The sequence below is a fragment of the Paenibacillus xylanivorans genome (assembly GCF_001280595.1).
Classification (GTDB): Bacteria; Bacillota; Bacilli; order Paenibacillales; family Paenibacillaceae; genus Paenibacillus; species Paenibacillus xylanivorans.
The window spans coordinates 415,563-429,704 of record NZ_LITU01000059.1; the positions used below are offsets into that span (position 1 = coordinate 415,563).

General features: G+C 41.1%; 10 protein-coding genes and 1 pseudogene. 1 reads left to right on the top strand and 10 read right to left on the bottom strand.

Annotated elements, in window-relative coordinates; genetic code table 11:
• From AMS66_RS33765 to AMS66_RS14875, 10 genes and pseudogenes are all read right to left on the bottom strand, one after another.
• Positions 1–650: MFS transporter (locus tag AMS66_RS33765; RefSeq protein ID WP_236703422.1), on the bottom strand; the 650-nt coding region annotated here is incomplete at its 3' end.
• Between the two features lie 96 nt (positions 651–746).
• Positions 747–1,781, bottom strand: coding sequence for an ROK family protein (locus AMS66_RS14840; protein ID WP_053781512.1), 1,035 nt, complete (start codon positions 1,779–1,781; stop codon positions 747–749).
• A 199-nt stretch (positions 1,782–1,980) separates the two neighbouring features.
• Complete coding sequence (locus AMS66_RS14845; protein ID WP_053781513.1) at positions 1,981–2,250, bottom strand: hypothetical protein; 270 nt, start codon at positions 2,248–2,250, stop codon at positions 1,981–1,983.
• Between the two features lie 154 nt (positions 2,251–2,404).
• Entirely contained in the window at positions 2,405–3,304 is a 900-nt protein-coding gene (locus AMS66_RS14850) for an IS4 family transposase (RefSeq protein WP_144424498.1), read from the bottom strand.
• 381 nt (positions 3,305–3,685) lie between these two features.
• The gene (locus AMS66_RS14855; protein ID WP_053781514.1) at positions 3,686–4,210 is read right to left on the bottom strand and encodes a PGAP1-like alpha/beta domain-containing protein; all 525 of its coding nucleotides are present in this window, start codon (positions 4,208–4,210) and stop codon (positions 3,686–3,688) included.
• A gap of 41 nt (positions 4,211–4,251) precedes the next feature.
• Positions 4,252–4,389 (bottom strand): annotated as a pseudogene (locus tag AMS66_RS34705) (RHS repeat-associated core domain-containing protein); the annotation flags it as partial.
• 153 nt (positions 4,390–4,542) lie between these two features.
• Complete coding sequence (locus AMS66_RS14860) at positions 4,543–5,172, bottom strand: hypothetical protein (RefSeq protein ID WP_053781515.1); 630 nt, start codon at positions 5,170–5,172, stop codon at positions 4,543–4,545.
• A 35-nt stretch (positions 5,173–5,207) separates the two neighbouring features.
• Complete coding sequence (locus tag AMS66_RS14865; protein WP_053781516.1) at positions 5,208–10,337, bottom strand: RHS repeat-associated core domain-containing protein; 5,130 nt, start codon at positions 10,335–10,337, stop codon at positions 5,208–5,210.
• A 6-nt stretch (positions 10,338–10,343) separates the two neighbouring features.
• Positions 10,344–11,222, bottom strand: coding sequence for a ribbon-helix-helix domain-containing protein (locus tag AMS66_RS14870; protein ID WP_053781517.1), 879 nt, complete (start codon positions 11,220–11,222; stop codon positions 10,344–10,346).
• Positions 11,209–13,329, bottom strand: a complete 2,121-nt coding sequence (locus AMS66_RS14875; protein ID WP_053781518.1) for an Ig-like domain-containing protein — start codon at positions 13,327–13,329, stop codon at positions 11,209–11,211. The genes AMS66_RS14870 and AMS66_RS14875 overlap by 14 nt, the downstream gene beginning before the upstream one ends.
• Before the next feature lie 293 nt (positions 13,330–13,622).
• On the opposite strand from AMS66_RS14875, the gene AMS66_RS14880 reads away from it, so the two are divergent.
• A complete protein-coding gene (locus AMS66_RS14880) occupies positions 13,623–14,006 on the top strand; it encodes a hypothetical protein (protein ID WP_053781519.1) in 384 nt (127 codons plus the stop codon).
• Positions 14,007–14,142 lie beyond the last annotated feature (136 nt).

The following is a 14,142-nucleotide window of genomic DNA, read 5'->3' on the forward strand; positions in this document are numbered from 1 at the left end:
GATACCACGCCAAAAGAAAGAATGAGCACCATCAGCCAGATAGCTGGATCACGTGTTAACGTCTTCAGTGAAGTCCGATCTTCATGAGGAAGATCATCCCCCGGAAACTTGCTGCGCAGCGCCGCAATGATCGGCAGCAGACAGAGCGACAACATCACCAGATACATACCGCGCCAGTCCAGTTCGTGTCCGAACACGTGCAACGACATCACACCTGTCGCCAGCAATGGAGCTACCGTTGAACTCAGCCCATAGAAGAAATGGGAAAGGTTCATCATCGTACCTGTGTTTTTTACAAAGATCCGCGCCCCCAGAATCGCCAGCGCAATCTCCAGCATGCCGTTTCCGATATACATGAAGAAGTATGATGAAGCAAAGAGTGGATATGTATGCGACACATAAATGAACACACCCGAAAGGATCATGGAGGCAAAAGAGATGACACTAACTGCCTTAATGCCCCATTTGCGAACCAGGATAGCGGTGAATGAGCAGGCAATCAGGTAACCCAGTGCGTTCAGGGACAATAACGTCCCGAGCTGTTTCTCATCCAGATTGAAGTCGAATTGAATGCGCGGGATAGCTGGCCCCTTAATATTTTCCGATATGCCAAACACGATAAATCCCAGAAAAATCGTTGCCAATTGCATGGCGTACAGTTTGTTGAACTTCTTCTTGTTTCCTTGTGTACCTGCTTGCTGATTCAAATTAAGTTCCTCCATTAAGGTGCCATAAAATGTGGTTGACTACCATTGCTTCTCGATCAGTTGGATGCGGTAAGTCAGGCTCTCCAACGTAACAGCGACCACCCCAGTTAGGTATTCACGTCGTGTGTCTCGCTGAATGATCAGTTTGGGCATATGCTCCTGTGGGATCATGTCCAGACAACCTTGCGTCAGGCCATCCCGCATAGCCGGGTCCATCGTATCGCCTGTGACTACAATCGTAGCCGGGTTAATGATCGCGATGATGGATACAAGCGTCTGTACCACCAGTTCCTGCAACCCTTCCGTCGTTTTCAACATTCGCAACTGCTCTTCTCGTGACACGCCAAAAGGTAAAAAGGACACCTCGCCCCCAAATTGCGTGTTCCCTGTGAGCGGACGACCATCAATAATAAAGCCCGCACCCGGAAAATGGTTCTCTGGAAAAGTCACCACCGCGAAGTTTTTCTCTTCCTCAAATTGCTGCTGGTTGTAAAGTCCGTAGACGGTCAGGTTCATGTCGTTGCCAATGACCACTTCCACATCATCGTACTGCTCCTTGAGCCTTGGCCCCAGCGGTTGACCCGCTAGCTCCGACACATCGCAAATGCCAATCACACCGTTGTGTGCCACCCCTGGTATACCAATGCCAATGGCCTGCACATTGTGGTGTTGTTCGATCAGGTTTGCAATCAGATCCTCTACTATCGTTACATTAATCTCATCTAAAATGAGTGTCTGTTCGTCCGCCATTTCCCCGTTCAGATTGGCATATGTATGTGTGATCGAGTGAATGCCGCCCTCTGTTCGAATAATCAGGCACAGTACGCTTGCGTAGTCCGCATTAAACTGATACCGACTCGCCGGTCTTCCACCGCTCGATTCATCTGGACCCAGGTCGATAATCTCACCCGTTTGGAGTAATTCGTTCAGGATCGTGCCGCATGTCGCTACGCTGAGTTTGGTCAGGTTCGCAATGGAAGCTTTTGTGCCTACGCCCATGGATCGGAGCGTGTTCTTCACCAGTTCAACGTTAATGCGCTTCACCTGCTGGGTGTTGTGTGATGTTGGTAACATCGTTAGTTATATGCCTCCTTTCATTCATTTCGAACCATTCAATGAATGTTTTTAAAAGTATTTTAATAATTGAAGTGTAGGGGGATTTGGGAGGAAAGTCAATGCTTAATTGAAGGCGGAAAACGTTTGGATGGAAAGGCAAAAGGACAGCGCAGGATCATCTTATATGATCTTGTACTTTCCTTTAATTAAGGTGACTTTATGTAGACTGGCTCATTTGATTTGCCAAGATACTCTTCTCCAGTCGAACTTTAAATAACTTTCGGTTTAGATCCTGTTCCATGGCATGAAGGTGATATGCTGCTTGTTTCACTGTGTCCATGTGTAACACCCCTGCTCGCTTCGCGATAATGTCTAGGGCGTCTAAGATAAGTTTGTTGCATGTGATCAGTTGGTCGACGTAATCGTCTTCCTGTTGGACAAGTTGTGCGTACTGCAAAGCGAGGTCTTCGCTGTTGGTACTTGTCATGTCACTTCCTCCTTTTTAAGGAGAGTACCACATCCAAAGAGAGAATGTGGTACGTCATTGCGTAATAAATACAATATTACTTAATCACGTCTGGTGAATATCCTAATTATGTAAATCCATTTTGGTGAAAAACCGAATTTGAAAAATGATCCTGTCACATCACCATTCGCCATTCGACGGGCAATTGTTCCGTAAGAAACAAACGAAAAAAACGAATAGATGAAAGTTCTACATGCTTGGGTACGGCCTTTTTTGCCGACTCAAAGAGGCTTGTGAAGATAACATAAGCGATTAAAGCCCCGTATAACTGACCGTAAACGGCATTTTCCGTCGTTCCAAATAAGTTAGGCACATTCAGATTTTGCTTGATCCAGCGGAAAAAGACTTCGACTTGCCAGCGAGCTTTATACATTTGAGCAATTTGCTCAATGCTGACCTCCGTTAAATCGGTAGCCACTCGAATTTCTCGACCCTCAAAATCATGAAAAATCACCACCCGGTGACGTTCCTGGCTACGATTTTGGGGTGTACCTAGCTGGCATGAGATGTCCCGAATTACGCCAGAGTCCTTCGATGGATGTCTGCGCAGAGCGCGAGGGTGGTGGAAGTAAACGTTATCTCCGAGTCTGACCACATAAGACTGGTTGCTGGTTTTGAACCGATCCAGTCGCTCAATTTTTCCATATGCTCGATCCATGACCATAATGAAATCGGGATGCACGAGTTGCTCTGAGATTGGCCCATCATGAAGCGATCCTGGCGTTTCTACAACCTTTTCGGGTACATGTTCCGTTTCTCGCAGCGCAACATGAAGTTTGATCCCTGCTTTCTTGCCATGATATGGCGCCCAAGGCAGACGGGTTTCGCCTACCGTAACCGTGGTCGAATCCAACAGGAGCAGCTCTTTGGGAAAAGCAAGCTGCCGACGAAAACGGCGATTCTTTTGAGCAACCAAAAGATGAAATAGCCCCTTGAATACCGCATAAGGCACCTCGGCCGCTTTCGTCGAAATACGGGAATAATGAGCTGCTTTAAGCCCCGTCGATTCGGCCAAGTCAGCGCCGCTTCGGTAACTTTTTCACCTGTGTACAGCGGAAAGTGTCCAAAACCCAAGTAACCATTGAACTGAAAATTGGCGTGAAGTATCCAGCATCCACAGCGGCCTATGCTACTTTTTCGGGTGAGAGTAAGGATTGAAGAAACGAGAGAAATCGGTTAAAAAGAAATATAGTAAATACAATCGTAATTAATAGTACAGGAATACCAGCTCCCCACAAATAGGTTGTTCCCATAATATCCATTCCTCTTTGGAAATACGCTGTAGAACCGAGGAGAAACCATACCAATGATGACAGATTAAAAATCATTAGTAATATCAATAGAAATTTTAACCAGATCGCCAAAATAACCCTCCTCTCTCATGTAAACATCTTTTTCATTTTAATTTTAATATTGGCTCGATGTACTTCTTCCATATGTCTACATTACTATGCATCGTAGAATGTGCTTCAATTTTCGAGCCAGTCTCTCCGTCTTTCGCACGCACATTATCTGCACCCTTAAACTTCCTCGTAGATGTAGAACCAAACCCTAATCGCCACCATTTTCCTCCCATATCCATTTGGACGGAATCTCTGTTGTTATACATTTGAATGTGTTGCCCAACCTTTGTATCAAGCTTATATTCCCTAACTGGAGTCGCTACAGTTATTAATATCTCGACCTTCTTTCCCTTTTTCTCAAGAAGATTAGCTAACAAGATAGCTACATTCCCCCCGTGACTATGCCCTACCAATCTAATAGGTTCGTCAGGATTTTTACTGTGCCATTCATACACTTTATTTATGGATTCTTCCGCCGCATCTGAACGAGCACCAGTACTGTTCTTTCCTGTCCAATTTAACTTTTCACTTGATTCATTAAATAGACCTTCCACATATTTCACAAAAGCGGAGTCCATGTATCCCCGGTTGAGAAAGTACCGTGAATCAGCCAAACTTTATGCCCACTAGGGTCTACATAAATCAGCGGATTATTATGCACATACGTATCCAAATTCAAACTCAACGGATTCGTAATCTTCCCTTCATACGTATCCTCGTTAATGAACCGCCCTTCGGCCGTTTTGTACCAGCGCGTACAACAAATTGAAGCATCGGTGGCATTGGTATTCTAAGGTTATAGGTTATTAAGATTGCCACCTAATTCATTCGGCACTAGGTGGGAAATACATGCCCCCCGATGAAAGAAAAACCACAACACGAAATCTATTCGCATTGTGGTTGATGAAATTTATTTAACTCCACTTGATGTTCCTGCTAAAATGTCTATTTTGAATTTTTCTTCGGGCAAGCGACCAAGGTCTTTTGTCGTGTACAGAATATATTGAGAGTCAATGTCCGTTGGTTCAAGTAATACCCAATGGTTAACCTTACCAACCGCAAGAGTTTTAATTTTGCGTGTCTGGATATTAATAGGGATAAACTTTTCCTCTCCGGTGCTTACATTCCTTAGATAAAGACGCGCTTTACTGTTCCTTTGAAACAAATTAATTAAGTCAATATGATATTCATACTTACCATCAGCCGTAATCTTTGGTGAATCGCTTTCTAACTTCTCTTTTGCCCACCCACTGGAGTTAACACCATGAATCAGGATGGCAGAGAGTATTAATGACAGTATCAGCCCCAGACAAATTCCAATGTAGTGTACTCCATTTGTTGGAACAGTTCCTTTAATGAGAAATACAGTAAATAATATAGCCAACAAAAGAACGGGAATACCAACGATTAATAAATAAAATGTACCAACAATATCCATTTCTCGTTGAAAATAGGCTGTTGAACCAAGTAGTAACCATACAAATGATGAAACATTAAATATTATTATTACTATGATTAAAAGCCTTAACCATGTTGCCATACACGCCCTCCTCTTTGATTATTGACAGCTCAGTTCTACTTTTTCAACTTCGGTTTAATATATTTATCCCATATAGATTTGTTGCTATGCATACTCGAATGAGAATCAATAGGTCCACCGTTCGGACTAAAGACGCCTGGCTTTTCAGCATCTTTGGCCCTCACATTTTCGGCACCTTTAAATGTACGCCCTTTAGTAGCGCCCAAAGCCCACAGAGGCCCTCCATTTACCTGGATTTGGTCCTTTTTATTGTATACATGAATGTGTTGGCCAACGGAAGTATTTTTGTCTAAGTTGTAACCCCTAACTGGGGTAGCTATTGTAATCAAAGTGTCTACTTTCATTCCTTTTTTATCTAAAAGATTAGCTAACATGATGGCGACATTCCCACCATGGCTATGACCAACTAATCTTATTGGATCATCAGGGTTTTTAGAATGCCATTCATATACTTCTGTCACAAAATCCTTCGCCGCTTCTGAGCGAGCACCAGTTGAGTTGCCACCAGTCCATTTCATCTTTTTACTTGACTCATTAAAAAGTCCTTCCACATACTCCACAAAATCCGGAGTCCATGTATCTTCTGGATGCTCGGCACCCGAAAGATTCGTTCCGTGAATTAACCAGACCCTATGACCACTCGGATCTACATACTTCAACGGATTATTATGAACATACGAATACAAATTCTGGCTCAGCGGATTATTTAGTTCGCCTTCATACGTATCCTTACTTATAAATCGTCCAACCCCAGGATCATAATATCTCGCCCGCAGATAGTATAGCCCTGTCTCTTCATCCTGAATTTCTCCTGCATACTTAAATGAATTCTTGATCTCTTCCGTCTGCTGCAGGATATTGCCCCATTCATCATACTGGTAGCTATTCACCGTAGTACCGTTCTCGTTAATTATCTGTACAACATCACCGTGACCGTTATAGAGATAATAATACTTTTTATTCGTGCTAGCATCTCTTTTTGCTAACATCCGATCCGGTCCCCAGACATAACTCGCAATCGCCTGATTCGAATCATTAGACTCCGATATTACCTGTCCGTTATTGTTATACGCATAACGAACTTTCTCTTTTACTGGTGGATTTCCTGTTCCATTAGCCGCTCTAGTCGTTGTCTCTTTGTACAAGCGCAGTCCTTGCATTTCATATTCGAACTCAGTAGTCATATTACCTTCGGTGATAGTTTTTAGCTGATCCCACAGGTTAAATGTATACGTCTGTTCTCTAGCGAATTGTAATAAACGATCATCTTCTGCTAGTGTCTTACGATTACCTCGGGCATCGTAGGTGTAGTCTATCGTCTCACCTGTAGGACGTTTCACCTGAATTAACCGATCCAACTTATCATATTTATAATCAGTTATACCTGATGCATCTGTTACAGAAGTGATGTTCCCATTACTATCATAACTGTACTGATACTGAGATAGTACCGTAGTACCTTTCTTGTTGGTAACTTTCAGTAACCGACCAATAGCATCATATTGGTTATCTGTAGTTAACACACTACCGTCCGATAGTCTCGGGTAGATAATACTCTTTATCTTACCATCCGGTTCATAGATATACTGAGCATTGGCATTATCTGCTGCAGAAACCTGATATGTTCCATTCGTCTGTACTTTACTAATTCGCGTCTTATCGTACTTGTAGTGTGTAAAATAATCAAACGCATCAGCAATATTTTTCAATCTATTCTGATCGTCATACTCATGTCGTACAACTGTGACAACACCATCATATATCGTCCCTTTATACCTTTGCGCACCATATATATTGTAATCACTATAGGTAGTTATAACACTTGAACCATTCCGTTGTTCTTCCTGACGTGATGGACCAAATTTACGGAACTGATATACATTTTTTATCGTATTCGATCCTGCAATCTTCATCGTACTTCGACCCGTTTCATCATACAAATAATAGATCGAAGTATTGTTGGGATTTTTGCGGACAGAGACTTGTCCAAGCTTATTGCGATTAAATACGTCCTGATTAGCACCTGGATCAGTACTTGTTTTCAAAAGTCCTGTTTCATCATAAGTTTTATTTGTCACCCAACTCTTCGTTCCGTCAGTTTGAGTTGTACTCTGCAACTGCCCGAGCTTATTATAGCTATACGACGTTGTTTGATTCAATGCATCCTGTACGGAAGTTAGTCGATTTAATCTGTCATATTGATAACGGGTTGTATTCCGATTCGGATCCACATAGGTTAATACATTACCCAAGTGATCATAAGTGTAATCCTCTTGAACAACTGCGGCATTTCGATTCGGCCAATTCGGATATCCTTTCCTTGCGATCTCTCTCCCCCATTGATCACTAAATGTTTCAAGTACATTCCGTTTCAGACTGTCCTGAACGTTAGCGCGGAAAGCGGTAACGTCACTGGCCGCAACCAGATAAGAGGTATTCTTCCGATCAATAATATCGTAATCCGTACGGTACAGGTTACCAAAAGCATCTGTAGATTCAAATGCCCTCCCCCATTTATCATAGGCTGCTGTTGATACATTCCCACTAGTATCAATAACATATATCGGACGAGACATAGAATCATAATGATACTGAGCCAGAACAAGTTCATTTCCTGCTAAATTGTCAAGTTGGCCTAGTAGAACTCCATTACCGAATCCATTGTAAAATTCATGTTTAACATCATCATAGCTGACCTCATTATCATCTAATCTAGTAGTTTTCGTATGGGAGTCAATTCGAGTTGTAATGAGATACTTATTCTGCTGATCAAAGTAATTAGGACTGCTATCGACAATCTGATCATAGTATTGAAGCGCATCTTCCCTTTGATATCGCTCCCCACTCTGGCTGTTGCTCACAGGATAAATGATTTTCGTTGGTCTTCCGTATAGATCATATTGATATTGTGTAGTCTTGTTATCTGCGTTCGTCTCCGAAGTCATCAGACCTAGTAGAACATTATATGTGCGCTGGACAGAGGTCTCCGTAAGCTGTCCATATTCGTTCGTGTAATAGCTCTTAATTAAAGTCGGAAATAATTGATATCCACCACTCTGACTAAAATAAGAGACTGTTCTTGCTGTTTTGCCATTCTCAAGTGGGAAAAGTGTCTCCAACGTTCTACCATCTGATGCTTGGGTAAAGTTATAAGTAGTAACCTCACCATTGACATTTTGTGCTGTCTTTAGTCTCCCCTGATAATCGTAAGTATATTGTTCCGTCAACAGATTACCCGGCGACTGATAGTATTGAACCTTCGACGGTAGCTTATAGTTAGGTTCGTATTCATAAGTTGTGCTATGCTGCTGCACTTGCGCGGGATCATTTAACTGCGCAGCAGTCAGAGGACGATTCACACTCTGTAGATCTCCCCAACTATAATAATCAAAGTTCTGATAGAATCTGTTCTCCCTGCTACCACTAGTTACTTTCGTCTCAACTCTAATCGGTTTATTTTTGAATGTGGGATGATAACTTTGTATGGTATCTGTCGTTTTCTCTCCATTAGTAGCCGTTTGCTCCGTCATCAATAACTGCTTCTTACCATTAAATGTGTATCTTGTTCTAACGCCATCTTGATTTTTAGCCTCTGATCCAAATCGGTAGGACTCAGGAATCCCCTCTTCTGCATAATAAGTAGGATAACCAGTTACATCCCCAAAGTAAGTATAATCTTGTTGATTATAAGGTCCGATAGTAGAGACACTTGGATTGGGAGCGTCATACTTATAGTGATTTAAGCCATCCCATCTTTTCGCTACCTGAAATACTTGATATGCACCCTCTCCACCCCAGTTTCGTGAAATAACAGCATATTCATAGAAAGTAGCGGAACGTGGATATCTTGCGTATTCCAGTAGATGAACAGCTGTACCTGCTGAACTATTATTTAAATACTTACTGGTAGCATCGAACTTTTCTGTTGCTGGGAAATATTCAAAATAAGAAACATTCCCTTTCACATCAACAACCGCATTAAGATATGGCTCATATCTCTTGCCTACGAGTGTCCCATTGTTGAAAATGCTGATCTGATCCCTTCTCTTTGCATACACAATAGTTCTTCTTTCGGTTGTAGAAGGATGACTGACGGTAAGGGTTATGTTCTCAGTCATATTTTGACTATCAAAATTAGGATCGTTAAGGTTACTTTGGTAGGAAAAATCTACATTTCGACCAATTGAATCTACAATTTTGGTTATAACAGGATAAGTTCTACCGTTCATATTTCTATTTATATGCGTAAATTTAATTTCATTATTAAAGCGGTCCCTAATACCTAATAATCTACCATCACCTCCAAAATAAGTTTTCTGCTTGTTCTGATCAACCAAAGCATACGTAGATGTCATTTGCCCATTGTTAAAGCCAGAATCGTATAATAGCTCGACATCGGTTCGGCCATAATCTTCTAACTGCCCGCGGTTACTGCCGTCAAATTTAACTACATATGCTGCCCCTTTACCATTATGGTAATGGACATAGCCATCTTCGATTTGCAGTGAAGGAAAAGTCAGTGCCCATCCTCCACCCAAATCATAACGCGAACGGATATATGAGTTATCATCAGGATAAATTTTAGTTGCTGTTGTATAAGTAATCTGAACATACTGGACCGTTTTATATTCCACATCATAATCAATGTATACACGCCCACTGTCAGGCTGATTTTTAATATGATAGTTAGCAATACTATGTGCGGAATTTATATTTGAATAGTATCCTGGAAAATATACTCCATACTTCTTGGTGTTCAAATCCCAATATAAAATATTGACATAGTACCCAGTCCCAAAGCCAACTTGCTGAGATGAACTCGTAGTTACAGACACACGCTTACTACCTATTTCAGCCTGACTGGAATTATATTGACGTCCAATCGTCAAATCTAGCCCGTCCTTACCAGGCAAACTAAGATCAATCTCAGTGATTGTCAGTGTTCCCGTAGCAGGGTCAACAGACTCTGAGACACTGCTGCGATCAGCCAGATTTGGTTTATTTGACTCATTAACTAACTTTGGAGTAACAAGTCCATTGAGTACTCTTTCTAATTGCTGTCCATTAATCTGGGCATTAACATTTGAAATACCCACTTGTGAACTGATGATAAAAACAAGCAAAGCTACAATACCATTTTTTAACCATACCCCTACTCTTCTCATCCGCAACTACTCCTTTTCTACAAATACTTGCTGACTGAGTTCTTTGGCTGTATGATATTGTTCCAATAAATCTGATAACGGTACCCCTGTATCCTTGGAAAGTACGTGTATTCTCTCTAAAACCTCAGGGTCTATCGAAGACTCACTACCCTTGCTAGTCTTACTCTGTAAACTCTTTTGTACAGTACCTTTATAGTTGGCAAGCCCAGGTTCACCTTGTGAGCGATAGACTTTTAAAAGTTCCGATAAATTCCCCTTGCCCTCATCGTACGAGATCAGGAGAATCAATACCTCTCTATCTGAAAACTTCTCTTTTTGTAGTTGGGCATATTCCTTAGGATAATCCTGTGACAAAGCATTCAGTTGTTCAGCTTCCTGCTCTTGTACCAATAATTTCTCAAGATCAGTCCATGTTAATTTGCTACTTTCTTTGCGACTCTCAATAACCTGGGGAGCAATTAATAATCGATTTGCTAGCTCGTCCAATTGATATAAATCTTCAATGCTATATCCTTTTGCCAAGTAATCCTCGATCTGCTCTTGAGACAGATTAAATACATCCTTCCGATCGACATCTACTGCCATTAATCTTGCTGTTGCAGTATTCGTTAAAGGTTGCACAACCTTATCTTCATGCACAATTTCCTCCTGAGACACAAACTCCTGAAATCTCTCCAAATGATTATTGTGTTCTACCTTGATATCCGGGGCTTGATCTGGCACCTCAATAATATGCTGAGCTTCAGGCTTACCTAGCAACACTTCATTAAAATGTTCAACAACCGCCTCGGCAAAACCTGTCGTTCCAGGTGAGATAAGAGATATAACTAATCCCGCACATAGTGGCCATATTAACCATTTGCGCGCATTTTTATTTTTTGACATATTTATACACCCCATCACTTAATTTAGATGTTACAAATTTCAATTTATTTTTAGATTTTCCGATCGCTTGCTCTTCTTGTCTAATATTAAAATGCAAATGATCTATAACTACACTTGCAGCTCCATCAGAGGCTGAACCTTTAATTGTGACATTCACTACAGCTTTGACAGAGTTAGACGGTGTAACTCCTTGGTCTTGTAAAGTCACATAACCCTCAGTTACTTCACTTTGAGTGATGACTTTACTGCCTACGAGCGTATCTGTGGCATCATAGAAATCAACATGGAATGCAATGTCGACGTGTAGTAATGACTGCACAAATAGTGAGCCATTCAGCACAAAAGATTGATCTGGAGATGCACTAACTTCTTGATATACTGCTACAGATTTTCCTTCTTCTAATCCTGTCACACTTATTTTCTGAGCCTGAACTCCTGATTGCAAAGGTTCATTAACCATCTCATAGATGGCTTCGGTCTCGTCACTAACGAGCTTATTCCAATCATCCGCAATGCCTTCCGTACCTGTATATTGATCAAACTCTGGGTTTAGAAGGATATCTTTTACTTCAGGAGTGGACTCTGGCAATGTTTCTGGCGCTTCAACTGGAGTTATCGCTGTCTTGAAAAATAAATTATCAACATAGATAATTCCAACCCCATCATCTGCAGTTCCAGTAATTAGTACTTGAACAGATGCTTTTGAAGCTCCCAAAGGGATCGCTCCTTGATCATGTAGATTTACATAACTAGCACTCGGTTGAGACAGTTCAATGAACTTACCATCAAGATATTCGCCTGTAGAATTATAAAAATTTACTTGTATCCCCATTCTTGCACCATTAAGCGACTCCACGTTTATTAAGCCACTCAATTCAAAGCTGTCTGCAGGTTCTATTTCTAGCTCTTGGTATAAAGCAACTGAATCATCTTCCCTCAATCCTGCCACATTCATTTTCTGTGCCTTCAATCCTGACTGAACCGAAGTGTCTACTATCTCAAAAGTGCTATCTACCCCATCGCTTTGACGACTGTTCCAATCATCTGCAACCCCATTGTTGCCTGTATACTGTTCAAAACCTGAATTAAGCAGCAAATTACCATCAACTGAATTTGTGGCAAAGGTTAGCGTCAATGGACTCTCCAATTCATTACCTTCGGCATCCTTTAACGCATCTTTTGGCATATTCAGCTTAAATGTATGATCCAGTTCTAATGGTTGTGTTGGCGTGATCGTCAATATATTTTGTTCAATCTGAAGAATTGATTCTATACTCTGATCACCTTGTTTCAGAACAATATCGCTGTATTCCGATCCTGCAGTAACAGGTTTTGTTAAAGTAATCACAATAGGCTGCAAAGGATTTACTTGCTCTGCTCCTTCCTCAGGACTGGTACTTGTTACTTGAAGCGAAGCCTGATTGATCTTGAACTCTATGTCGTCTGCATAAATTGTTCCTGATCCATTAGCTCCCGTACCACTAATAGCAATTTGAATGAGTGCTTTTGTTGCATTTCCTGGTACTACTCCTTGACCTTGCAAGGTTACATAGCCGTTAGTTACTTGTGATTGTTCTATTACTTTTCCGCCTATATATTGATTTGTTGCACTATGAAATTCCACAAATAATTTTGCCTTAGCCTGATTCAATGAATCTACACGCAGTGCGCCCTTCAATTCAAATGCTTGGTAAGGTTGTACAGCCACAGTTTGCATTACACCAATCGTCTGCTCATTGTTCAGACCAGTAGCACTGATTTTCTGTGCTTGTATACCAGATTTCACGTAATTATTTACAATTTGATAAGTACCTGTAATACCACTACTCTCAACTTTACTCCACCGATCACCGACTCCTGTATTTCCCGAATACCGTTCAAATCCCGGGTTTTTCAGTAAATTACCAAACCCTGTCTTATGAGCAGTCAAGCGATTACCTGCATTATCATAGGTATACTGAACCTGGGCACCATTATCGTAAGTCACTGTTGTTAGTCGATTTGCATCATCATAGATGTATGTTGCAGCGTAGACAGGCATTGTAAAAATAAGCATCAAACATGTCTGCAAAATCACAAAAATCTTGATTTTGGTCCTTCTTGGCAATCTAATCATCTCCTAGTGAATATAAATTTACAAACCTCAAGCAATCAAAAAGTGTGCTATATTTTACTTTTATGACATTTACCTACATAAAGTTTGTATAGTCCTAGTATATATAATATATTTATTTCTTATAGAGGTATAATTTGTTTTATTATGTCATTTAAAGTCGATTGATCAAAAAAAGTGTATAAACATATTTAAGATTCAAACAAAAAAAATAGTACACCCCTTACTCCGATACAATAATATTGAGGCGGAGGGATAGAGAACTGAACCGAAAGGATCTTTATCAATTGGATGGAGCCAGCTTCAAGCAAGCGAAATATGTGCCCACTGCAGAAGATTATGCACAGCTGCAGAAGGAGAATGAAAAGCTTAAGAAGCTCTTTGCAGAGCAAGCCTTAGAAAGGGACATTCTCAAAGACCTACTAAAAAAAAAAAAAACGAACCCACACTTGCGGATAAAAATAGAGATCGCCCAGAAGCATATCGGGGAAGGCAATAACGTTAGCTTCGTGCTACGTGTGCTAGAAGTAGAGCGGTTCACGTATTATGCACATGTGAATAGAAACAAGCAGCAACCTCAAGAGACTGTCCACAGGGTTGGGCGCCCCGCATCTGGTTTATCTTATACACAAGAAGGCAAGCCAATCAGTGATGAACAGATAAGCGAATAGATCATCGAGTTCTTAGCTGGCGAAAGTGCAAACTACGATTAACGTAAGCTGAACATACTTCTTCGAAGACGCCATCATCTGGAGATTAACAAGAAGAAGGTCTATCGTCTTTGCAAACAAATGGCCCTGCTTCGTC

Bases quoted from the DNA above. Each gene is read 5' to 3' on its own strand.
- AMS66_RS14840 (WP_053781512.1), bottom strand. From the start codon at position 1,781: ATGTTACCAACATCACACAACACCCAGCAGGTGAAGCGCATTAACGTT.
- AMS66_RS14845 (WP_053781513.1), bottom strand. From the start codon at position 2,250: ATGACAAGTACCAACAGCGAAGACCTCGCTTTGCAGTACGCACAACTT.
- AMS66_RS14855 (WP_053781514.1), bottom strand. From the start codon at position 4,210: ATGGACTCCGCTTTTGTGAAATATGTGGAAGGTCTATTTAATGAATCA.
- AMS66_RS14860 (WP_053781515.1), bottom strand. From the start codon at position 5,172: ATGGCAACATGGTTAAGGCTTTTAATCATAGTAATAATAATATTTAAT.
- AMS66_RS14865 (WP_053781516.1), bottom strand. From the start codon at position 10,337: ATGAGAAGAGTAGGGGTATGGTTAAAAAATGGTATTGTAGCTTTGCTT.
- AMS66_RS14870 (WP_053781517.1), bottom strand. From the start codon at position 11,222: ATGTCAAAAAATAAAAATGCGCGCAAATGGTTAATATGGCCACTATGT.